Genomic DNA, 22,172 nt, shown 5'->3' on the forward strand with positions numbered 1-22,172 from the left:
TCCATCAAGTCACCACCTGGTACTGGAAGCGATCCGAACGGCTGGTGGACTGCGCCAGCTCCACCGGGCGGCCATCGCGATCGCGGGAAAGGGTGAATACGGTCAAGGCCGGCAAGTGCCGGGGCATCATCAGCAGTGCGGCTTCGTCGCGGTTGGGCAAGCGCGCACCGATCAGGCTCTGGGTGCGGGTCAACGACAGGTCGCGCTCACGCAGGTATTGGCGCAGGGAGCCGCCGTTGTAGTGCGCCAGCAACGGCGCGTGGCTGGCGCAGTAGCGATGGCGGATCAGGCTGACGGGCTGCTGGTCGAGCTTGCGCAGGGTTTGCAGCTCGATCATCGGCGCCATTTCGGCGATGCCCAGGTGCTGCGCTTCTTCGCGGCTGGCGTAGCAGTAACGACGCTTGAGCAGCAGCGCCTGCACGCCATGCCCCAGGGCCGACAGCGACTGGCTGTAGGCGGTGTCGGCGCCCATCGGGTAGATCAGCGGCCGGTCCAGCACCTGCGTGCCCTTGCCCTGCTGACGCAGCAGGCTGCCTTCAAACACCAGCTCATCAATGGCCCGGCGCAGGGTGTGGCGGTTGACGCCAAAGCGTTCGGCCAATTGCACCTCGCCCGGCAGGAACTCCCCGGCCTGGTAGCCGCTGAGTTCACGACGCAGGATATCGGCGAGTTCGCGGTACACCGGCTCATCTTGTCTAGACAACTGCATGCTTAAAAAAAGCGCCCGCAGGCACCCCTCCAAGGTCAGATAAACCGCTTGCGCAGGCGCTGGGACAGCACGTCGATCAGGCTCACCACCACGATGATCACCAGCAGCACCGCGCAGGTCTGCACGAACTGGAAGGCGCGGATGTTCTCCCACAGGATCACGCCGATGCCGCCGGCGCCGACCATGCCCACCACCGTCGCCGAACGCACATTGGCCTCGAAGCGGTACAGCGCGTAGCTCACCCACAGCGGCATGACTTGCGGGATCACGCCGTAGATCACCTCTTGCAAGGCGCTGGCACCGGTGGCGCGCACCCCTTCCACGGGGCCGGGGTCGATGGCCTCGACGGCTTCGGCAAACAGCTTGGCCAGAACCCCGGTGGTGCTGATCCACAGGGCCAGTACCCCGGCAAACGGACCAAGGCCGACCGCCACCACGAACAACATGGCGAACACCATTTCGTTGATCGAGCGGAAGGCATCCATCACCCGGCGCAGGGGTTGGTGAATCCACCAGGGCGTGATGTTGTCGGCGCAGAGGATGCCTAGGGGCACCGAGCAGACAATCGCCAATACCGTGCCCCAGAGGGCGATTTGCACGGTGACGATCATTTCCTTGAGGTAGGCGCGCCATTCGTGGAAATCCGGCGGGAAGAAGTCGGCGGCGAAGGTCGCCATGTTTGCCGAGTCGCGGTACAGCGCCAGCGGGTTCATTTCCGCGCCTTTCCAGGCCCAGGCCAGCAACACCAGGAACAGGCCCCAGCCGAGGTATTGCGGCCAGGTTCTTTTGCCTACGGCTTCAGCGTGCAAGGTCGTCATGGATCACTCTCGATAATGGTTGGAGCCGGGTCTGTGTGTGTGGGAGCGGGCTTGCCCGCGAATGCGGTGTGTCATTCAACACATCCAGCGACTGATTCACCGCTTTCGCGAGCAAGCCCGCTCCCACACAAGCCCACTCCCACATAGGCCCAGTTCACACATAGGCTCCGGTCCCACAGGGGGTCAGCCGTTGGCGGCGGGTTTCTTGTCCAGCTCGCTCAGGCGCTGTTGCAGCGTGGCCAGGTCGGCGTCGATCTGCGCCAGCTTCCTGGCTTTATCTGCCTCGGCCAGCTTGCTGTCGGCGCTGATAGTGGTGCGTTGCTTGAACAGTTCCAGCTGGCGGATCGGCAGCAACTGGTCGTCATTGGAGGCGAGGAACTTGCCCAACTGCATGTTCTTGAGCACCGCCTTCTCTTCATCGGTGTCGCCGTAGCTGAAGATGAAATCGCGGATCTTGGTCTTCTCGCTGTCAGTCAGGGCCTTGCTCCACACCAGCGGGTCGGCGGGGATCAGCGGCGACTTCCAGATCACCTTGAGTTGGGCGGCCTTGTCCGGCTGGGTCACTTCCAGGCGGTCCCAGCTTTCGGTGTTGAAAGTGGCCACGTCCAACTGCCCCTTGGCCACGCTCAGTGCGTTGACTTCATGGCTGGAGTTGAGCGTGCGCTTGAAGGCGGTGGCGGCATCCACGTTGTTCTTGGCGAACACGTAGTAGCCCGGCACCAGGTAGCCCGAGGTGGAGTTCGGGTCGCCATTGCCGAAGGTCAGGTTCTTGGCGTTCTTGAGCATGTCTTCGACGGAGTTGAGCGGGCTGTCCTTGCGCACGATCAACAGGCTCCAGTAGCCGGCGGCGCCGTTGGCGGCGGCGGTCTGGGCGAAGATCTGGCCGTTGGAGCGATCCACCGCCTCCATCGCCGCCTTGTTGCCGAGCCAGGCCACATCCACTTTGTTAAAGCGCATGCCCTGGATCAGCCCGGCGTAGTCGGAGGCGAAGGTAGCGTTGATGGTCAGGCCGGTCTGCTTGTGCATATCGTCGAGGAACGGCTGCCAGATGCTCTTGAGGTTCTGCGAAGACTCGGTGGACATGATGCCGAAGTTGATGGCCTTGTCGGCAGCCTGGGCATTGCCCATGGCGACGCTGGCCAACAACACGGCAGACAGGAAAACATGACCGATACGGTTCAACATGCAGGCGACTCCTATAGATCGTGGGTGGGGGTTCAAGCGCGGGCCAGGGCCAGGCGCTGGGGTAGCTCGGCACGGCGCGGCGACTCGGAAAACATCAGGCTGGTGTCGACGTCGGCACCGTACAGGTCGTTGAGGAACTGGCTGCTCATCTCGCGGCCCTGCCCATCGAAATGAATGCGCCCGTCCTTGAGCGCCACGGCACGCGGGCAATACCGCATGGCGTAATCGACTTGATGCAGGGTCACGACTACGGTCTTGCCGTCGCGGCGGTTGATATCGGCGAGGATCTCCATGACCTTGCGCGCCGACTCCGGGTCCAGGGAGGCAATCGGCTCGTCGGCCAGGATCACTTCGGCACGCTGGGTCAACGCCCGGGCAATCGCCACGCGCTGCTGCTGGCCACCGGACAGGGTCGAGGCGCGCTGCTGGGCCAGGTCCGCCAGGCCGACCCGTGCCAGGGACTCCATGGCACATTGCTTTTCCTCGGCCTTGAACAACCCGAGGTTGCCGCGCCAGCGCGGCATACGGCCCAGGCAACCGAGCAACACGTTGTCGAGCACACTCAGGCGATTGACCAGGTTGAACTGCTGGAAGATATAGCCAATATCCGCGCGCAGCCGCCGCACCTTGCCATTCAACCGCCCACTGGCCTGCACCTGGCGGCCCAGCACCTTGACGCTGCCGCCATTGCCCTTGTCGCAACAGGCCAGGCCCGCGAGGTGGCGCAACAACGTGGACTTGCCGGAGCCGGACGCACCGATCAGGGCAACCATTTCGCCAGTGGCGATAGTGAGTTCGAGGTCGACCAACGCGGTTTTCTTCGCAAAGGTCTTGTTCAGGCGATCGACATGGATAGCGGGAGTCATGGGCTTCTCTGTCTGGTTTGAACAGCCTTGCGGGGCTGTGTTTGAGTTCAAATGACAGTAGGCGCGGCAGGTGTCAGGGCTATGACTTGCACATGACGACAGGGGGGCGGTTTGATGAAGGTTTTATGAAAGGTTGGAACAGCTGAAGGACAATTCCCATGCACATGAGGATAAGGATCGTTCCCACGCTCCGCGTGGGAATGCCGCCAGGGACGCTCTGCGTCACAATCTTGATCGTTCCCACGTTCCGCGCGGGAATGCCCGACAAGCCAGCGGCGACCGGAAAAGGTTCGGTTATCCAACCAAAATACGAGCCCCCTGGTATACCGAAAATCCCATCAGGAGGCCCCCGCTGACCCGGTTGAACACGCTTAGGTTCGGAGGGTCGGGCAGATGCTTTTTGATAAGCCCGCCTCCCACGGCATAAACCATCTGACCTAGAAATGAACCGGCCAGAAAGCCGATTAAACACCAGTAAAGTCCATACCCTTCAAGGGTAATCCCACTGGCGATGGCGTAAGAAGAAATCGCAACGATGGTGAAAGGACTGGTCAACGTCAGCAAGAAAATAGGGATAAAACCCGCCGCGCTCTTCACCTGTTTTGGTGAGCTGTGTCTTTTGAAAGTCATCGCACCCAGGTAAAAAATATAAGCAATCGCCAACCACGTTAATAGGTGACTGTTTGCCAACCAAACCCCTTCGACTGTCTTTAAGCCTGTAAAGGCGACGGCTGCAAACACTGCATCTGCAACCGCCGCACCTGATGCTCCAGGCATTGCGCTACGTAGGCCATGGGTGATGGACTGCCTAAAAATAATGAAGGCTACGGGTCCAAAACTCAGGGATAACATTAAGGCAAATAATGTTGAGCCCAAGACGTCATGCACTTAGCGGCCAACCTCTTTTCTGGGTGTTGCGGCGAAACAGACTTTCACTTTGACGCTAGCAGGGTTTCACCCTGCTCACATCTGGCCATACGACTAGCTACTTTGACGGCCTTGATCGTTCCCACGCTCCGCGTGGGAATGCCGCCAGTGACGCTCTGCGTCACAATCAAGGCTCCAGCCGTATGCAGGTAATGGCGGTGGATCAGCCATGAATGTGTCGACTGACTCACCGCCATCGCAGCGATGCGGCGACCCGACAGGCCAGCTCCCACACTTGAATTGGATTTCAAATCATAAAAAAAGGCGACCGTTTGAAGGTCGCCTTAGATCATTGCGCGTACTGCTTACTCAACCCCGGCGGTACACCCTGCACATTCGTCTCTTCCCATGGCCCGTTGGGGCTGATGGAGCGGCTCCAGCCGTTGCTCCAGCGGTAGTAGGTGCGCTGGCGGTAGAAGGTGTGCGGTTGTTCGTCCAGCACGTACACCTGCATCTTGCCGTCCCAGTGGCTGGCGGCGCCGGGGGGTGGGGCGAAGGTTGGGGACTTGCTGGGCAAGGGCTTGGCGGGGGCGGTGACCGGGCCGGAAGGTTTGGTTACCGGCTGGGTCGAGGGGCCCGACGGTGGGATGGTCGGGCCCGTAGGCCCTGGTGGTGGCCGATGAACCGCGCAAGCGCTCAAGCCCAAGACCAGGCTGAGCAGGGTGATACGAGCGATGGCGGTCATGGGGGTTCCTCGAAATTATTGGTCCGGGCTGTCGATGGTCAACTGCTGGGTCGCGGTGGTGCTGCTGGCCAGGGTTTGACTGCGGCCGATCCACTCGCCGGCAGTCGGTTGACCGGCCCGTGAGATGCGCGCAACCAGTTGGACTTCGGGAAAGTTGGACAGTTTCAACTGCGGCATCATCGCATCGGCATCGCCCAGTTCGACGGTCACCGGCAGGTCGGCCACGGTGACGCGCTTGGCGGCCAGTGGCGCCGGCGGGCCGGAAGCGGCGCGGGCGAAGATGAATACGCTGTCGGTCGGCAGAGCGCGGGCTTTGACATCCGCCGCCAGGTCCACGCGTACTTTCATCACGGCGGTCTTGGCGGTCGGCGCGACGGCAGCGCCGCCCTCTTTCAACTTCTCGGCCGCGCGGTCGATACCGCCTTGCAGCGCTATGCGGGAGTTGTCCTGCTCCGGTAACTGGGCCAACAGACGGTTCCAGTAGTCGATAGCTTCCTGGTAACGATGCCCTTCAAAGGCGGCGATGCCCAGCAGGCCGAGGCTGGTGACTTCTTTCGGATCGAGCTTCAGCGCTTCGTCGGTCAAGGCCTGAAGCTGCGGCGACCATTGTTTGTTGTTGGCAAAGTACTGCGCCTGGGCCCACTGCCCAAGCAATTCCGGCTGGCGGCCGGCCAGGGCCACGGCGCGCTCGAAGACCTTGGCCGCATCGGCCGAACGGTCCTGGGCCATATAGGCGCGCCCCAGGAAGTACAGGCCTTCAGCCGAGTCCGGTTGCGCCGCTGCTGCCCGCTCCAGGCGCTGGGTCATGTCGGCAAGGGACACCGGCGGCTGGGCGAATTCGCGGGTCAGTTCAACCTTGTCGATGGCACCATAATGCAGGTACAGCCCCAGGCCCAGCACCGGCACCAGCACGGCGGCCAGCAGTGGCAGTGGCTTGCCCAGGCGCGATTCGCGAGGTTTTTCCACACCTTCGGTATCGGCCAGCAATTCGCGGGCGGCTTCGGCGCGGCCGGTGTCGAGCTGTGCTGCGTTGAGCACGCCTTCGCTTTGTTGGGTTTGCAGTTCGGCAACCCGTTCCTGATACAGCGCAACGTTCAGCGCAGTGCGATCTTCTTCACGCTGGGCGCGACGCACGCGCAACACCGGGATCAACAGGAAACTCAAGGCAACCAGGAGCAGCAGGCCAGCTGCGAGCCAGAAATCAATCATCAGTTTTTTTGTCCAGCAGTTGGTCGAGGCGTTGGCGCTCTTGGGCAGATAGCGCGTCAGATCCATCGGTAGGTGCCGCACGACGACGGCGGACGATCACGGCCATGACCACCAGGCCACCCAGCAACAGGGCGGCGGGGCCAAACCACAGCAGCGCAGTCTTGCTCGTCAGCGCGGGTCTGTAGCGGACAAAATCACCATAGCGATCGACCATGAAGTCGATGATCTGCTGATTGTCCTTGCCCTCACCCAGCATGCGGAAGATCTCTTTGCGCAGGTCGGCGGCAATCGGTGCGTTGGAGTCGGCGATGTCCTGGTTCTGGCACTTGGGGCAGCGCAGTTCCTTGGTCAGCTCATGAAAGCGCTCGCGGTCGGCCGGCGTGGAAAATTCGTAGGTATCGATGGCCGCGTGGGCCACACCCAGCAGGCCCAGGGCCAGGACGGCGGCGGTCAACCAGCGCTTCATGGCTTGGCCTCGTCCACCAGGGCCTGGTACTTGGCCGCCAGTTGTTCGCGCCAGATCACTTCGTCGATCACCCCCACGAACTTGTCGCGGATCACGCCCTTGGCGTCGATAAAGAAGGTTTCCGGGGCGCCATACACGCCGAGGTTCAGGCCCAGGTTGCCGTCTTCATCGCGTACGTCCAGCAGATACGGGTTGTGGAACTCCGCCAGCCACTTCACGGCCGACGCATTGTCGTCCTTGTAGTTGATGCCGTAGATCACCACGCCCTGCTCGGCCAGCTTGTTCAGCACCGGGTGTTCCACGCGGCAGGAGATGCACCAGGTGGCCCACACATTGACCAGCGCCGGTTTGCCGATCAGGTCGGCCTGGGTCAGGGTTTTATCGCCCTGCACCGTCGGCAGCGAGAACGCCGGGAACGGCTTGCCGATCATCGCCGACGGCAGCTCGGCCGGGTCCAGGTACAGGCCGCGATACAAAAACACCGCGACCAGCAGAAACAGCGCCAGCGGCACTACCATCAACCAACGCTTCATACTGCGGCTCCCTGCATGCCGAGGGCTTCACGCACCCGGCTCTTGACCTTGACCCGGTAACGCCGGTCCAGCGCCGCCAGCAAACCGCCGAAGCCGGTCAGCAGGCCGCCGAACCAGATCCAGCGTACAAACGGCTTGACGTGAACACGCACGGCCCAGGCGCCATCACCCAACGGCTCGCCCAGCGCCACGTAGAGGTCACGGGTGAACCCGGCGTCGATCCCAGCTTCAGTCATCATCGAACTCTGTACGGTGTACAGGCGCTTTTCCGGGTGCAGCACGGAAATCTGCTGGCCGTTGCGCAGCACGCGCACGGTGCCTTTGTCGGAGGTGAAGTTCGGCCCCTCGAAGTGCTTGGCACCTTCAAAGACGAACTGGTAGCCGCCCAGGTCCATGGACTCGCCAGGGGCCAGGCGCAGGTCGCGCTCGGCGCTGTTCTGGCTGGACAACACCACGCCCAGGGCACACACGGCGATACCGATATGGGCGATCTGCATGCCCCAGTAGCTGCGGGTCAGGCTCGGCAGGCCCTTGATCAGGCCCTTGTGGCGGGTCTTGTCGAAGATATCGCGCACGCCGGCCAGCAACACCCAGGCCGCCAGCATGAAGGTGGCAAGCACTGCCCAGTTGAAGTCGCCATAGGCAACCCCGGCAACCACCGCCAAGGCGGCACTGCCCAGCAACACCGGGGTCAGCATGCCCAGCAGCCATTTGACCGGGGTGTCTTTCCAGCGCACCAGCACGCCAACCGCCATCACCACCATCAACAGGCCCATCAACGGGATGAACAAGGCGTTGAAGTACGGCGGGCCAACCGACAGCTTGGCACCGGTCAGGGCATCGAGTACCAGCGGGTACAGGGTGCCCAGCAGGATCATCGAGGCGGCGACGATCAGTACCAGGTTGTTGCCCAGCAACAGGGTTTCCCGCGACCACAGGTTGAAGCCCACGTGGCTCTTGACCACCGGCGCGCGCAGGGCGAACAGGGTCAGCGAACCGCCGACCACACAGAGCAGGAAGATCAGGATAAACACGCCGCGCTCAGGGTCGGCGGCGAATGCGTGCACCGACGTCAGCACGCCGGAACGCACGAGGAACGTGCCCAAGAGGCTCAGGGAGAAAGCGGCAATAGCCAACAACACGGTCCAGCTCTTGAACACCCCGCGTTTTTCCGTGACCGCCAGGGAGTGGATCAGTGCCGTACCCACCAGCCAGGGCATGAAGGAGGCGTTTTCCACCGGGTCCCAGAACCACCAGCCGCCCCAGCCGAGTTCGTAGTAGGCCCACCACGAGCCCAGGGTGATGCCGATGCCGAGGAAAGCCCAGGCGACGATGGTCCATGGCCGCGACCAACGCGCCCAGGCGGCGTCGAGACGCCCGCCGAGCAAGGCGGCGATGGCAAAGGCGAAGGCCACGGAGAAGCCCACGTAGCCCATGTAGAGCATCGGCGGGTGGACGATCAGGCCGATATCCTGCAGCAACGGGTTGAGGTCGCGACCGTCCATGGGAATCTGCGGCAGAATCCGCTCGAACGGGTTGGAGGTCATGATCAAAAACAGCAGGAAGCCGATGCTGATCATGCCCATCACCGCCAGCACCCGCGCCAGCATCACGTGCGGCAACTGCCGGGAGAACACCGACACAGCAAAGGTCCAGCCGCCGAGGATCAGGGCCCACAGCAGCAGGGAGCCTTCGTGGGCGCCCCAGACGGCGCTGAACTTGTAGTACCAGGGCAAGGCGCTGTTGGAGTTGCTGGCCACATAGGCGACGGAAAAGTCGTCGGTCATAAAGGCGTAAGTCAGGCAACCGAAGGCGAACGCCAGGAACGCGAACTGGCCCCAGGCGGCGGGTTGCGCCAGGCTCATCCACAACCGGTCGCCGCGCCAGGCGCCCAGCAGCGGCACGATGGCCTGGACGATGGCAAAGCACAGGGCGAGGATCATCGCCAGTTGGCCCAACTCGGGGATAAACAATGTAGAGGTCATCGCTTAACCCTCCTTGGCTGGGGTTGGCGCGGATTGGCCGCTGTCTTTTAACGCCTTGGTCACTTCCGGCGGCATGTATTTTTCATCGTGCTTGGCCAGCACTTCATCGGCCACCACCACGCCGTCGGCGTTGATCTTGCCCAGGGCGACAATGCCCTGCCCTTCGCGGAACAGGTCCGGGAGGATGCCGCGGTAGGTGATGGTCACGGATTTATTGAAGTCGGTGACCACGAAGGTCACGTCCAGGGAGTCGCCGGAGCGCTTCAGGGAACCGGCCTCGACCATGCCGCCGGCGCGGATCCGCGTGTCTTGCGGGGCTTCGCCATTGGCGATCTGGGTCGGGGTATAGAACAGGTTGATGTTCTGCTGCAAGGCACTCAAGGCCAGGCCCACGGCAATGCCGACGCCCACCAGGATGGCAAGGATGATCAACAGACGTTTTCTACGCAGCGGATTCACTTATCGGTCTCCCGGCGCAGACGACGCGCCTCTTGTTGCAGGTAACGCTTGCGGGCCAGGATCGGCGCAACGACGTTGAGGGCCAGGACGGCCAGGCTGATGCCATAGGCGGTCCAGACGTACAGGCCATGGTGGCCCATGGCGAGAAAATCACTGAAAGAGGCGAAACTCATCCACGGGCTCCCAGGCTGTTTTGCACTTCGACCTTGACCCAACTGGCGCGGGCTTCACGCTTGAGCACTTCAAGGCGCATGCGCATCAGCAGCACCGCACCGAAGAAGCAGTAGAAGCCCAGGACCATCAGCAGCAGCGGCGCCCACATTTCCACGGGCATCGCCGGTTTTTCGGTGAGGGTGAAGGTGGCGCCCTGGTGCAGGGTGTTCCACCACTCCACCGAGTACTTGATGATCGGGATATTGATCACGCCGACAATCGCCAGCACCGCGCAGGCCTTGGCGGCGCTGTCACGATTGCTGATGGCGTTGCCCAGGGCAATCAGCCCGAAGTACAGAAACAGCAGGATCAGCATCGACGTCAGTCGCGCATCCCAGACCCACCACGAGCCCCAGGTCGGCTTGCCCCAGATCGCCCCGGTCAGCAGCGCCACGGCGGTCATCCACGCACCGATGGGCGCCGCGCATTGCAGGGCGACGTCGGCCAGCTTCATCTTCCACACCAGGCCGACAATGCCGCACACCGCCAGCATCACATAGCAGGACTGGGCCAGTAGCGCGGCAGGTACGTGGATATAGATGATGCGAAAGCTGTTGCCCTGCTGGTAGTCCGGCGGTGCGAAGGCCAGGCCCCAGACCAGGCCGCTGCCGATCAGCAGGAAAGCCGCGACGGCCAGCCAGGGCAGCATTTTGCCGCTGATGCCGTAGAACCACTTGGGCGAGCCGAGCTTGTGAAACCAGGTCCAGTTCATTGCTGTTTCCATCACGGTTGCTTTTCGTCGTTGCGAAAAGTCTAGGGTCTTTACTGGTTAAGGCATAACACTTAACCAGACCTCATTATTCGCCGACGCTGATCTTCAGGCCGGCCGCTATAGCAAAAGGTGTCAGGGTTACCGCCAGGGCGGTCAGGCTGCCAAGCCACAAGAGGTAACCAGTCGCCGGCATCCCCATGAGCGCGGCCTGCAAGGCGCCGCTGCCCAGGATCAACACCGGGATATACAAAGGCAAAATCAGCAAGGCCAGCAACAGCCCCCCACGTTTGAGGCCCACGGTCAGTGCCGCGCCCACCGCTCCCAGCAAGCTCAGCACCGGGGTGCCTAGCAACAACGAGGCCAGCAATACCGGCAGGCATTCGGCAGGCAGGCCCAGCATCATCGCCAGCAACGGCGCGAGCAAGACCAGCGCCAGGCCGGAGAAGGCCCAGTGTGCCAGTACCTTGGCCAGTACCAGAAGAGGCAGGGGGTGCGACGAAAGGACCCACTGCTCAAGGGAACCATCTTCAAAATCACTGCGAAACAGCCCGTCCAGCGAGAGCAGGACGGACAAAAGGGCCGCTACCCACACCAGTCCCGGAGACAAGGTTTGCAACAGTTTAGTCTCGGGGCCGACCGCCAAAGGGAACAACGCGATGACAATTGCAAAGAACACCAGCGGGTTGGCCAACTCCGCCGGGCGGCGACACAGCAAGCGGGCTTCACGGGCGACCAACAGGGCAAAGACACTCATACCGACCACCGCCCCAGGTCCAGGTCGCGGTAACCGGCAGGCATGCGGGTCAGGGTGTGGTGGGTGGTGAGGACCACCATGCCGCCCTGTTCGCAGTGCCGGGCCAGGTGTTCTTCGAGCTGCGCCACGCCCTGTTTGTCGAGGGCGGTGAAGGGTTCGTCGAGGATCCACAGCGGCGGGCCATCCAGGTACAAGCGGGCCAGGGCCACGCGGCGCTGCTGGCCGGCGGACAAGGTATGGCACGGCACGTCTTCAAACCCTTTCAAGCCCACGGCGGCCAGGGCCTGCCAGATCGACTCGCGCGTGGCCGGGTGATGCAGGGCGCTGAGCCAACTGAGGTTTTCTTCGGCGCTTAGCACATCCTTGATCCCGGCAGCATGGCCAATCCACACCAGGTTGCGCGCCAGTTCCGTGCGTTGCTCTTGCAGCGGCTTGCCGTTGAGGCGCACCTGGCCCGCCGTGGGCTGCATCAGGCCGGCCAACAGGCGCAGCAGGCTGGTCTTGCCACTGCCGTTGGGGCCGCTGACCTGCACCATGTCGCCGCCCGCCAGACGCAGTTCAAGGTGTTCAAACAGCATCCGCAGGTCTCGCTCACAGGCAAGCGCAACGGCTTCAAGTAGGGGGCTGGTCACAAGATCGCGGGCCTTTACGGTTCAAGTCGGCGGTGGAACGGCCGTTAAAGAGATGCACAATAACTGCATTGGCGGCCTGTTTTAGAGAGCTGGATCAATCAGTTGAGATGTTTTTGACACGCTCTTTGCAGACGGGCGGCATTATACATGCGATGCCCTACTCTAAAGAGGGCAATTTCCTTGAGACGGCGGCCACGATGAGCGGTGACATCAACCTTCCGACCCTTCCCCCCGCCCCGGCCACCGGGCCTCGGCCTGCGCCTGCGGTGGGTGAGCTGCTGAAACTGCTGGAGCCCCAGACAGGCTTGATCGACGCCGGCAAAACCGTGAACGCCGAGGTGCTGGCGCTCAAGCAAGGCGGTGAAGCCTTTCAGTTGTTACTCAAGCTGACCCTCGAAGGTGGCCGGCAAACCCTGGTGCAGGCCGCCAGCAGCCAGCCGCTGCCCCTGGGCAGCAACGTCGCGGTGAGCCAGACCGCATCGGGCGACTTGGCGATCAGCCTGCAACAGGCCCTCAGTGCCAATGTCGCGGCCCTGACCCGCATCGACACCCAGCAGTTGCCGGTGGGCACCTTGCTGCAAGCCAAGGTGCTGACCTCGCAGATGCTGCCCCAGGGCGCCGGGCAACCGGCGCTGTACCGCTCGCTGGTGTCGGTGCTCAACAACGCCCTGAGCGGCACCACCCTGACCCTGGACAGCCCGCAGCCCTTGCGCGTCGGCAGCTTGCTCAGCGCCGTGGTGCAGGGCGCGCAGACCCTGGACTTCGTGCCCCTGAGCGGGCTGCGCGATCAACTGGCGGTCAGCCAGCAACTGGCCGCCCAGCAAAGCCGCCAGGCCTCGCTGGAGGGGGTGTTCAATGCCCTGAAAAACCTGCCCGATGACACCTCCGCACAATTGCGCGCCGCCGTGGAGCGCCTGTTGGCCGGGCTGCCGGATATGGCGCAGGTCAGCAACCCCAAGGTGCTGGCGCAGTTGCTGAACAACAGCGGCGTGTTCCTCGAAGCCAAGCTGCTGGCCGGGCAAAACCCGCAAGTGCCGCCGCTGGATATGAAAGGCAGCCTGCTGCGCCTGGTCAACGAGTTGCTGCCCGCCCTGCCTGCCAGCACCAACCTCAATGCGATCCTGGCCGCCAATACCCTGGCGCAGATGCTGCCCAGCTTTGTCCGCAGCCCCCTGGGCACCCTCGGCCAGGTGGGCGCCCGCACCGCACCGGGCGGCTTCCCCCTGCCCGAGCGTCTGCTGCAGCGCCTGGACGGTGAAAACAGCCTGGAAAACCTGCTACGCCTGGCCGCCGGCGCCATCTCACGCTTGCAGAGCCATCAACTGTCGAGCCTGGAACAAAGCGGCACCACCGCCGATGGCCGCCTGCAAACCACCTGGCAACTGGAAATCCCCATGCGCACCTTGCAGGACATCGTGCCGCTGCAGGTCAAGTTCCAGCGCGAAGAGCCGCCGCCGGACAAGGACGAGCCGGAACGCAAGCTCGAACGCGACGCGAAAAAGATGCTGTGGCGCGTGGAACTGGCTTTCGACATGGAGCCCCTGGGCCCGTTGCAGGTCCAGGCGCAATTGAGCCAGGGCAAACTGTCCAGCCAGTTGTGGGCCACCCGCCCGTTCACCGCCAGCCTGATCGAAAGCCACCTGGGCAGCCTGCGCGAACGCCTGGTGTCGTCGGGCCTCAACGTCGGCGACCTCGACTGCCACCTCGGCACCCCGCCCCGGGGGCCGAAGACCGGGCTGGAACAACGCTGGGTGGATGAAACCGCATGAAGAACCCGACCCCACCGCGCCAGGCCATCGCCCTCAAATACGACGGCAAGGCCGCCCCCGCCCTGACCGCCAAAGGCGACGACGCCCTGGCCGAAGCCATCCTGAAGCTGGCGCGCGAACACGAAGTCCCGATTTATGAAAATGCCGAACTGGTGAAATTGCTGGCGCGCATGGAACTGGGCGACAGCATCCCCGAAGAGCTGTACCGGACCATTGCCGAGATTATTGCCTTTGCCTGGACGCTCAAAGGCAAGTTCCCGGCGGGGTATGACCCGGATGCCGAGCCAGTGGAGCGGGATGTGACCGCACGCGGGGATGATTACTAAAGCCCTGCGGGTTTACCCCAATCAAAAGTGTGTGCGGGCTTGTGTGGGAGCGGGCTTGCTCGCGATGGCGGAGTGTCAGTCAACTATTTATCAACTGACCCACCGCCATCGCGAGCAAGCCCGCTCCCACATTGGAACTGCGGTGGGTGCTGGGAGTGGGGCGACAAAAAACAAGCTGGCTTGCCGGCTCCCATATTGGAATCGGTGCAGGCTCAGTTTTTGTGCAATTTGCTCATCAACTGTGCCTCGGCCTGGGTCAGGCCGCAGGATTGGGTCAGTTCGTCCACCGTGGCGCCCATGCCGACCAACTTGGCCGCCTGGGCAAACGACAGATTGGCCGGGTCGCGCTGCTCCAGTGCCGACAGTTTGTCGGGCAACGGGGCGAGGATCGAGCGCAGTTCGTGCACGTCCTCCCCTACCCGCACGGCGCTTTGCTGGTAGTTGTCCACACGCTTGGCCATCTCGCGCAGGCGCTGGTCGCGCACGGCGTCGCGCTCGGCCTGGCGCAACGTCAGTTCGCGTTGCTGGCGCATATGGCGCAGCAATACCACCACAGTCCCGACCCACAGCAGGGCCAGGACGATTACCGCTACCTCAAGCATCAATCAGATGTTCTCCAGGTCCGACCACTCTTCTTCGCTCATCATCTTGTCCAGCTCAACCAGGATCAGCAACTCGCCGTTCTTGTTGCACACGCCCTGGATAAACTTGGCCGACTCTTCGTTGCCGACATTCGGCGCGGTCTCGACTTCCGATTGGCGCAGATAAACCACTTCGGCGACGCTGTCGACCATGATCCCGACCACTTGCTTGTCGGCCTCGATGATGACGATCCGCGTGTTGTCGTTGACTTCAGTCGGCATCAGGCCAAAACGCTGGCGCGTGTCGATCACGGTCACGACGTTGCCGCGCAGGTTGATGATGCCCAGCACGTAGCTTGGCGCACCCGGTACCGGCGCGATTTCGGTGTAGCGCAGTACTTCCTGCACGCGCATCACGTTAATGCCGTAGGACTCGTTGTCCAGTTTGAAGGTAACCCATTGCAGAATCGGATCATCCAAACCCTGTGCGGACGCTGACTTATTCATACCCCTGACCCCTTCAAATGCCGTTGAGAACGGCGTGTGTTCTTCTTGGGCAGCACCGTGGCGCTGCGTCTCACATCAAGTACGTGTGTTACCTGGCAGCTCTTTTACCGCGCCGCTGGCAATCAATTCAGCCAATTCGGCAACATCCAGCAGCGCGCACATATGTTCGATCACCGTGCCCGCCAGCCATGGTCGCTGGCCACGGTGGCTGCGCCATTTGATCTCGTTGGGGTCCAGGCGCAACGAACGGCTGACCTGATGCACCGCCAGCCCCCATTCGTAGCCCTGCACCGAAATCACGTATTGCAGGCCCTGGCGGAAATCATCGCGATAGCGGTCGGGCATCACCCAGCGCGCGGTGTCCAGTACCTTGAGGTTACCGGCCTGGCTCGGCAGGATCCCGAGGAACCACTCCGGCTGGCCGAACAATGGCGTCAATTCCTGGCCCTGCAGGGAGTAGATCGAGCCCAGGCACACCAAGGGCACCGCCAGGGTCAACCCGGCCACATCGAACAGCAGGCACTCGAACGACTCGGCAGCCCAGGACGGTCGACCATCGGTTTCTACCGGTGGCGGCGTGATGCTGGGCGGTCGATGCACCTCCGCTATCGGCGGCACCAGCACCAACGAGGCAGGCGCTTGCACGGCTAGGGCGGCAACCGGCACTACCAGCGCATCACGGGCCTGCTCTTCCAGGACCGCCCGTTGAAACTCATCCAGGCCAGCCTCGGCCTCGACCACAGGCACCGCCAACACCTCATCCAGTACCAGGATCGGCTCGGGCAGCACTTCCTCGGTCGCCTCCTGCAGCAATGCATCCAGGTAGGACTGCAGCGCCAGTTGCGGCCGGGTCTTGATATCGACAGGACGATTCATCTGTATGCCCACGCGCAAGCACCGTTAACCGTGTATTTAAAGGTTATCGGCGCGATGCCCCGCGGACTTGAATTTACATTCATTTCACGCCACCTGCGCCACAAGCTGCTGGGCCAGCAGGTGCTTGAGCAAGGCCCGGTACGCCAGCACGCCACGGCTTTTACCGTCGAATTGCGACGGTGCCAGGCCGGCGCGGCTGGCGTCACGCAGGCGCGTGTCCACCGGGATATAACCTTGCCAGATGGTCTCGGGGTAGGCATCGCGCAATACGCGCAAGGTGCCGAGGGAGGCCTGGGTACGGCGGTCGAACAGGGTCGGCACGATACTGAACGGCAACGCCTGCTTGCGCGAACGGTTGATCATGGCCAGGGTATTGACCATGCGCTCCAGGCCCTTGACCGCCAAGTGCTCGGTCTGCACCGGGATCACCAACTGCTGGCTGGCCGCCAGGGCATTGACCATCAGCACGCCCAGCAAGGGCGGGCTGTCGATGATCGCGTAGTCGAAGTCCTGCCACAGTTGCGCCAGGCTCTTGGCGATCACCAGGCCCAGGCCGCTCTGCCCCGGCGACTGGCGCTCCAGGGTGGCCAACGCGGTACTGGAGGGTAACAGCGAGATCTTGTCGTTGCTGGTGGGCAACAGCAGTTGCCCGGGCAAGCCGGTAGGGACGTTGCCCTTGTGCAGGAACAGGTCGAAGCAGCTGTGTTCCAGCACATCCGGGTCGTAGCCGAAATAGCTGGTCATCGAGCCGTGGGGATCCAGGTCGACAATGACCACGCGCTTGCCCGCCTCGGCCAGCAGGCCGGCTAAGGCGATGGAGGTGGTGGTCTTGCCGACCCCACCTTTTTGATTGGCAACTGCCCAGACTCTCATTCGGATTGTTCCTCCCGGCAGGCACTGGCTCGACCGAGAAATAGCACGAGGTTATAGAGCCGGTGACGGAGAATTGACGGCACTCCCACGTTCCGGCGGCGTTACGGGCGTCGGTGCAGTTTGTGTGCCAGCCCGCTTCATTGCTGCATCAGGTTGTGCATTGGCCGCGCCGGTGGCGGTCAGGCTGCGGCGCACATCAAGGTTGCGCGACACCACCAACACCACCCGCCGGTTGCGCGCGCGGCCTTCGGCCGTCGCATTATTGGCCACCGGCTGGAATTCACCATAGCCCACCGACGCCAGGCGTCCAGGGTTGACGCCCTGCATGGCCAGCATGCGCACGATGCTCGCCGAGCGCGCCGACGACAGCTCCCAGTTGGTGGGGAATTGCGCGGTATGGATCGGCTGGTCATCGGTAAAGCCTTCGACATGGATCGGGTTGTCGAAGGGTTTCAAAATCGCCGCCACCTTGTCGATGATGCTAAAGGCAATATCGCTGGGCAGCGCATCGGCGCTGGCGAACAACAGGCTGGAGTTGAGCTCGATCTCCACCCACAGCTCATTACCGCGAACGGTCATCTGGTTGGAGCTGATCAAGTCGCCAAATGCCGCGCTGATATCGTCGGCGATGCTCTTGAGCGGGTCGCTGCCACCACTGATGCCGGCATCGGTCTCGTCGCTGTCCTTGACCAGGGGTTTGGCCGGGGTCACGGTCTTGGGCCGCTCGTCGCCAATGGGAATCGGCTTGAGGGCCCGGTCCGAATCGGTAAATACGCCGACCAGGGCTTCGGAGATGACCTTGTACTTGCCTTCGTTGATCGAGGAAATGGAGTACATCACCACAAAAAAGGCGAACAGCAAGGTGATGAAGTCGGCATAGGACACCAGCCAGCGTTCATGGTTGACGTGTTCTTCAGGCTCGCGGCGACGACGGCTCACAGGCAATACCCCCCATCAATCCATGAAGCCCTGGAGCTTCAATTCGATGGAACGCGGGTTCTCACCCTCGGCAATCGACAGGATGCCTTCGAGCAGCATTTCCCGGTAGCGGGACTGGCGCATGGCAATGGATTTGAGCTTGCTGGCAATCGGCAGCAGCAACAGGTTGGCACTGGCCACGCCATAGATGGTGGCGACGAACGCCACGGCGATGCCGCTGCCCAGTTGCGATGGGTCGGCCAGGTTGCCCATCACGTGGATCAAGCCCATCACCGCACCGATGATGCCGATGGTCGGCGCGTAGCCGCCCATGCTTTCAAAGACTTTGGCCGCATTGATATCGCGGCTTTCCTGGGTATAGAAATCCACTTCAAGGATGCTGCGGATGGCTTCCGGCTCAGCGCCATCGACCAACAGTTGCAGGCCTTTGCGTGCATAGCTGTCGGGTTCGGCATCGGCCACGCCTTCCAGGCCCAGCAGGCCTTCCTTGCGCGCGGTGAGGCTCCAGTTGACCACGCGGTCGATGCCGCCGGCCAGGTCCACCCGCGGCGGAAAAACGATCCACACCAGGATCTGCATGGCCCGCTTGAACGAGCTCAGGGGCGACTGCAACAGCGCCGCGCCGACGGTGCCGCCGATGACAATCAGTGCCGCCGGGCCATTGGCCAGGGCACCCAGGTGGCCGCCTTCCAGGTAGTTGCCGCCAATAATGGCAACAAACGCCAGAAGAATCCCCACCAGGCTCAACACATCCATCAGTGACAGGCCTCCACCAGGTACTTGCCGATGTCATCCAGGCTGTAGACCGCGTCGGCCAGGTCGGCCTTGACGATGGCCATGGGCATGCCATAGATCACGCAGCTGGCTTCGTCCTGGGCCCAGATCGAGCTGCCGCCCTGCTTGAGCAGGCGCGCGCCTTCACGGCCGTCGGCGCCCATGCCGGTGAGGACCACCGCCAGAACTTTGTCGCCATAGGACTTGGCCGCCGAACCAAAGGTGATATCCACACACGGCTTGTAGTTCAGGCGCTCGTCACCCGGCAGGATTTTCACCGTGCCGCGACCATCGACCATCATCTGCTTGCCACCCGGGGCCAGCAACGCCAGGCCTGGGCGCAGGATGTCGCCGTCTTCGGCTTCCTTGACGCTGATGCGGCACAGCTTGTCCAGGCGCTCGGCAAAGGCCTTGGTGAACGCGGCGGGCATATGCTGGATCAACACGATGGGCGCCGGGAAGTTGGCCGGCAACTGGGTCAAGACCCGCTGCAAGGCCACCGGGCCGCCGGTGGAGGTGCCGATCGCCACCAGCTTGTAGGCCTTGCGCTTGGGCGCGGGCGACGTAGCACCCGGCGCCGCGGTACGGGCCGGGGCCACGGCAGGCCGGGCCACCGGAGCCGGCGCCGTACGCCCGAAAGGGCTGCTGGCCGCTGCCGGCGCGGCCACGGGGGCCGGCGCCGCCGGGGCGCGGAAGCTGCTGCGGTTGCTGCGCGAGATGCTGTGCACCTTCTCGCAGAGCATCTGCTTGACCTTTTCCGGGTTGCGCGAGATGTCTTCAAAATTCTTCGGCAAAAAGTCCACGGCGCCAGCGTCCAGCGCATCGAGGGTCACCCGGGCACCTTCGTGGGTCAGCGACGAGAACATCAAGACCGGGGTCGGGCAGCGTTGCATGATGTGGCGCACGGCCGTGATGCCATCCATCATCGGCATCTCGTAGTCCATGGTGATCACGTCTGGCTTCAATGCCAGGGCCTGATCAATCGCCTCTTTGCCGTTGGTGGCCGTACCGACCACCTGGATGTTGGAATCCGCTGAAAGAATTTCCGAGACGCGGCGGCGGAAAAAACCCGAATCGTCCACCACCAGAACCTTGACTACCATAACCACTCCGTTAGGCAGGGCGAGGGACAACCGCCCCGCCCAGCCAGAATCAAATACGCCGTGCGGCGTAACGCTTGAGCATGCTCGGCACATCGAGAATCAGCGCGATCCGACCGTCACCGGTAATGGTCGCACCCGACATGCCTGGCGTGCCCTGCAGCATCTTGCCCAAAGGCTTGATGACCACTTCTTCCTGGCCGACCAGTTGATCGACGACAAAGCCGATACGCTGGGTGCCCACGGAAAGGATCACCACATGGCCTTCGCGCTGTTCTTCATGAGCGGCAGACGCCACCAGCCAACGCTTGAGGTAGAACAAAGGCAGGGCCTTGTCCCGCACGATCACCACTTCCTGGCCGTCGACCACGTTGGTGCGCGACAGGTCGAGGTGGAAGATCTCGTTGACGTTGACCAGCGGGAAGGCAAACGCCTGGTTGCCCAGCATCACCATCAGGGTCGGCATGATCGCCAGGGTCAACGGCACCTTGATGACGATCTTCGAGCCCTGGCCCTTGGTCGAGTAGATATTGATCGAGCCGTTGAGCTGGCTGATCTTGGTCTTCACCACGTCCATGCCCACGCCACGGCCGGACACATCGGAAATCTCGGTCTTGGTCGAGAAGCCCGGGGCAAAAATCAGGTTGTAGCACTCGGTGTCGGTGAGGCGGTCGGCGGCGTCCTTGTCCATGACCCCGCGCTTGACCGCGATGCCGCGCAGGATATTGGAGTCCATGCCTTTGCCGTCATCGGTGATCGACAGCAGGATATGGTCGCCTTCCTGTTCGGCCGCCAGGATCACCTTGCCCAGGCGCGGCTTGCCGCTGGCTTCGCGCTCTTCGGGGGTTTCCACGCCGTGGTCGACCGCGTTGCGCACCAAGTGGACCAGCGGGTCGGCCAGGGCCTCGACAAGGTTTTTGTCGAGGTCGGTTTCTTCACCCACCAGTTCCAGGGCGATCTCTTTTTTCAACTGCCGGGCCAAGTCACGCACCAGGCGCGGGAAGCGCCCGAAGACTTTCTTGATCGGCTGCATGCGCGTCTTCATCACCGCGGTCTGCAAGTCGGCAGTCACCACGTCGAGGTTCGACACGGCTTTTTGCATGGTTTCGTCGCCACTGTTCAGGCCCAGGCGCACCAGACGGTTACGCACCAGCACCAGCTCGCCCACCATGTTCATGATGTCGTCCAGGCGCGCGGTATCGACCCGCACGGTGGTTTCGGCTTCACTGGCCGGGGCTTTGTCAGCAGGTGCCGGGGCACGGGCCGGTGCGGCGGGAGCCCGGGCAGCAGGCGCAGGGGCCGGCGCGGCGGCCTTGGAGGCAGCGGGGGCCGGCGTGGCCACGGCGGCAGTGGCTGCTGCGGCAGGTGCCACTTCAGAGAACTTGCCCTTGCCGTGCAACTCGTCCAGCAGGGATTCAAATTCGTGGTCGCTGATCAGGCCATCCGCCGCCGGCGCGGCAGGGGCAGGCGCCGCAGCAGGGGCAGCAGACGCGGCCGCCGCCGCAACAGCCGGCAAGGCATCGGCAGCAAACGAGCCTTTGCCATGCAACTGATCCAGCAGGGCTTCAAATTCGTCGTCGGTGATGTCGGTGCTGGCCGGTGGCGCAGGTTCCACAGGCGCCGGGGCTGGCGCCACGGCGTCCGGGGCGAATTGGCCCTTGCCGTGCAACTGGTCGAGCAATGACTCGAACTCGGCGTCGGTGATGTCTTCGGTGGTCGGCACCATGGGCGGCGTAGCCGCTGCCGGCACCGCTGCCGGCGCTTCTGCCTCGGCCTTGACGGCATTGAGGGAGTCCAGCAGCTGTTCAAATTCGCTGTCGGTGACGTCAGGCTCGGCAACCGGTTCGGGCGCCGCAACCACCACCGGGGCGGCGGTCAGGGCAGCCGGTTCTGCCAGGCGCGCCAGGGCGGCCAGCAGTTCCGGGGTGGCGGCAGTAATCGGTGCACGTTCGCGCACTTCATTGAACATGCCGTTGACCGCGTCCAGGGCTTCAAGGATCACGTCCATCAATTCCGAATCAACGTGCCGCTCACCCTTGCGCAGGATGTCGAACACGTTTTCGGCGATGTGGCAGCACTCCACCAGCTCATGGAGCTGGAGGAAGCCGGCGCCCCCTTTTACAGTGTGAAAACCGCGAAAAATTGCATTGAGCAGGTTCGCATCATCCGGTCGGCTTTCCAGCTCGACCAGTTGCTCGGACAACTGCTCTAGAATTTCGCCGGCCTCTACAAGGAAATCCTGAAGGATTTCTTCATCGGCGCCGAAGCTCATAT

The 22,172-nt window shown here is 62.9% G+C and carries 25 protein-coding genes; 2 read left to right on the top strand and 23 right to left on the bottom strand.

Annotation, left to right across the window (positions count from 1 at the left end):
• Positions 1-4 precede the first annotated feature (4 nt).
• The 15 genes from phnF to ccmA form a co-directional block, all read right to left on the bottom strand.
• Positions 5-709, bottom strand: a complete 705-nt coding sequence (gene phnF / locus AC07W7_RS17540; protein ID WP_495039776.1) for a phosphonate metabolism transcriptional regulator PhnF — start codon at positions 707-709, stop codon at positions 5-7.
• A gap of 35 nt (positions 710-744) precedes the next feature.
• Positions 745-1,527 (bottom strand): phosphonate ABC transporter, permease protein PhnE, encoded by a 783-nt coding sequence (gene phnE, locus AC07W7_RS17545; RefSeq protein ID WP_099169911.1) that lies wholly within the window; start codon positions 1,525-1,527, stop codon positions 745-747.
• A gap of 183 nt (positions 1,528-1,710) precedes the next feature.
• Positions 1,711-2,712, bottom strand: coding sequence for a phosphonate ABC transporter substrate-binding protein (phnD, locus tag AC07W7_RS17550; RefSeq protein WP_495039777.1), 1,002 nt, complete (start codon positions 2,710-2,712; stop codon positions 1,711-1,713).
• 32 nt (positions 2,713-2,744) lie between these two features.
• Positions 2,745-3,578 carry a phosphonate ABC transporter ATP-binding protein gene (gene phnC / locus AC07W7_RS17555; RefSeq protein WP_099169913.1) on the bottom strand — a complete coding sequence of 278 codons (834 nt, stop codon included), beginning with the start codon at positions 3,576-3,578 and terminating at the stop codon, positions 2,745-2,747.
• Positions 3,579-3,872: 294 nt separating this feature from the next.
• The gene (locus tag AC07W7_RS17560; protein WP_495039778.1) at positions 3,873-4,466 is read right to left on the bottom strand and encodes a LysE family translocator; all 594 of its coding nucleotides are present in this window, start codon (positions 4,464-4,466) and stop codon (positions 3,873-3,875) included.
• A 328-nt stretch (positions 4,467-4,794) separates the two neighbouring features.
• Positions 4,795-5,190, bottom strand: coding sequence for a hypothetical protein (locus tag AC07W7_RS17565; protein ID WP_236384410.1), 396 nt, complete (start codon positions 5,188-5,190; stop codon positions 4,795-4,797).
• 15 nt (positions 5,191-5,205) lie between these two features.
• Positions 5,206-6,399 carry a c-type cytochrome biogenesis protein CcmI gene (gene ccmI, locus AC07W7_RS17570; protein ID WP_495039779.1) on the bottom strand — a complete coding sequence of 398 codons (1,194 nt, stop codon included), beginning with the start codon at positions 6,397-6,399 and terminating at the stop codon, positions 5,206-5,208.
• Positions 6,392-6,865 carry a cytochrome c-type biogenesis protein gene (locus tag AC07W7_RS17575; protein WP_099169921.1) on the bottom strand — a complete coding sequence of 158 codons (474 nt, stop codon included), beginning with the start codon at positions 6,863-6,865 and terminating at the stop codon, positions 6,392-6,394. Before AC07W7_RS17575 ends, ccmI begins: the two co-directional genes overlap by 8 nt.
• Positions 6,862-7,398, bottom strand: a complete 537-nt coding sequence (locus tag AC07W7_RS17580) for a DsbE family thiol:disulfide interchange protein (RefSeq protein WP_099169922.1) — start codon at positions 7,396-7,398, stop codon at positions 6,862-6,864. The genes AC07W7_RS17575 and AC07W7_RS17580 overlap by 4 nt, the downstream gene beginning before the upstream one ends.
• Positions 7,395-9,383 (bottom strand): heme lyase CcmF/NrfE family subunit, encoded by a 1,989-nt coding sequence (locus tag AC07W7_RS17585; RefSeq protein ID WP_236310163.1) that lies wholly within the window; start codon positions 9,381-9,383, stop codon positions 7,395-7,397. Before AC07W7_RS17585 ends, AC07W7_RS17580 begins: the two co-directional genes overlap by 4 nt.
• 3 nt (positions 9,384-9,386) lie before the next feature.
• Complete coding sequence (ccmE, locus tag AC07W7_RS17590; RefSeq protein WP_099169924.1) at positions 9,387-9,842, bottom strand: cytochrome c maturation protein CcmE; 456 nt, start codon at positions 9,840-9,842, stop codon at positions 9,387-9,389.
• Positions 9,839-10,015 carry a heme exporter protein CcmD gene (ccmD, locus tag AC07W7_RS17595; RefSeq protein WP_029292593.1) on the bottom strand — a complete coding sequence of 59 codons (177 nt, stop codon included), beginning with the start codon at positions 10,013-10,015 and terminating at the stop codon, positions 9,839-9,841. Before ccmD ends, ccmE begins: the two co-directional genes overlap by 4 nt.
• On the bottom strand, positions 10,012-10,767 hold the full coding sequence (locus AC07W7_RS17600; protein ID WP_495039780.1) for a heme ABC transporter permease: 756 nt from the start codon (positions 10,765-10,767) through the stop codon (positions 10,012-10,014). The genes ccmD and AC07W7_RS17600 overlap by 4 nt, the downstream gene beginning before the upstream one ends.
• A gap of 85 nt (positions 10,768-10,852) precedes the next feature.
• Complete coding sequence (gene ccmB, locus AC07W7_RS17605; RefSeq protein WP_032859085.1) at positions 10,853-11,521, bottom strand: heme exporter protein CcmB; 669 nt, start codon at positions 11,519-11,521, stop codon at positions 10,853-10,855.
• Positions 11,518-12,153, bottom strand: a complete 636-nt coding sequence (ccmA, locus tag AC07W7_RS17610; RefSeq protein ID WP_495039781.1) for a cytochrome c biogenesis heme-transporting ATPase CcmA — start codon at positions 12,151-12,153, stop codon at positions 11,518-11,520. Before ccmA ends, ccmB begins: the two co-directional genes overlap by 4 nt.
• 197 nt (positions 12,154-12,350) lie before the next feature.
• On the opposite strand from ccmA, the gene fliK reads away from it, so the two are divergent.
• Positions 12,351-13,922: a flagellar hook-length control protein FliK gene (fliK, locus tag AC07W7_RS17615; protein WP_099169927.1), complete on the top strand. Its 1,572-nt coding sequence runs from the start codon at positions 12,351-12,353 to the stop codon at positions 13,920-13,922.
• Positions 13,919-14,248, top strand: a complete 330-nt coding sequence (locus AC07W7_RS17620) for an EscU/YscU/HrcU family type III secretion system export apparatus switch protein (RefSeq protein WP_099169928.1) — start codon at positions 13,919-13,921, stop codon at positions 14,246-14,248. The genes fliK and AC07W7_RS17620 overlap by 4 nt, the downstream gene beginning before the upstream one ends.
• Before the next feature lie 212 nt (positions 14,249-14,460).
• Here the strand turns inward: AC07W7_RS17620 and AC07W7_RS17625 are convergent, their stop codons facing one another.
• The 8 genes from AC07W7_RS17625 to AC07W7_RS17660 all read right to left on the bottom strand — a co-directional run bounded on the left by AC07W7_RS17625 (position 14,461) and on the right by AC07W7_RS17660 (position 22,170).
• Entirely contained in the window at positions 14,461-14,853 is a 393-nt protein-coding gene (locus AC07W7_RS17625; protein ID WP_169897508.1) for a DUF2802 domain-containing protein, read from the bottom strand.
• The gene (locus tag AC07W7_RS17630; RefSeq protein WP_032859076.1) at positions 14,854-15,336 is read right to left on the bottom strand and encodes a chemotaxis protein CheW; all 483 of its coding nucleotides are present in this window, start codon (positions 15,334-15,336) and stop codon (positions 14,854-14,856) included.
• A gap of 75 nt (positions 15,337-15,411) precedes the next feature.
• Entirely contained in the window at positions 15,412-16,212 is an 801-nt protein-coding gene (locus tag AC07W7_RS17635) for a CheW domain-containing protein (RefSeq protein WP_099169930.1), read from the bottom strand.
• An 84-nt stretch (positions 16,213-16,296) separates the two neighbouring features.
• Positions 16,297-17,085, bottom strand: coding sequence for a ParA family protein (locus AC07W7_RS17640; RefSeq protein WP_099169931.1), 789 nt, complete (start codon positions 17,083-17,085; stop codon positions 16,297-16,299).
• Between the two features lie 51 nt (positions 17,086-17,136).
• Positions 17,137-18,024 (bottom strand): flagellar motor protein MotD, encoded by an 888-nt coding sequence (motD, locus tag AC07W7_RS17645; protein ID WP_099169941.1) that lies wholly within the window; start codon positions 18,022-18,024, stop codon positions 17,137-17,139.
• 15 nt (positions 18,025-18,039) lie between these two features.
• On the bottom strand, positions 18,040-18,780 hold the full coding sequence (locus AC07W7_RS17650) for a flagellar motor protein (RefSeq protein WP_099169932.1): 741 nt from the start codon (positions 18,778-18,780) through the stop codon (positions 18,040-18,042).
• Positions 18,780-19,901 (bottom strand): protein-glutamate methylesterase/protein-glutamine glutaminase, encoded by a 1,122-nt coding sequence (locus AC07W7_RS17655; protein WP_099169933.1) that lies wholly within the window; start codon positions 19,899-19,901, stop codon positions 18,780-18,782. The genes AC07W7_RS17650 and AC07W7_RS17655 overlap by 1 nt, the downstream gene beginning before the upstream one ends.
• A gap of 49 nt (positions 19,902-19,950) precedes the next feature.
• Positions 19,951-22,170 carry a chemotaxis protein CheA gene (locus AC07W7_RS17660; protein ID WP_495039782.1) on the bottom strand — a complete coding sequence of 740 codons (2,220 nt, stop codon included), beginning with the start codon at positions 22,168-22,170 and terminating at the stop codon, positions 19,951-19,953.
• Positions 22,171-22,172 lie beyond the last annotated feature (2 nt).

This window comes from Pseudomonas sp. GW821-FHT01D09 (assembly GCF_059422465.1).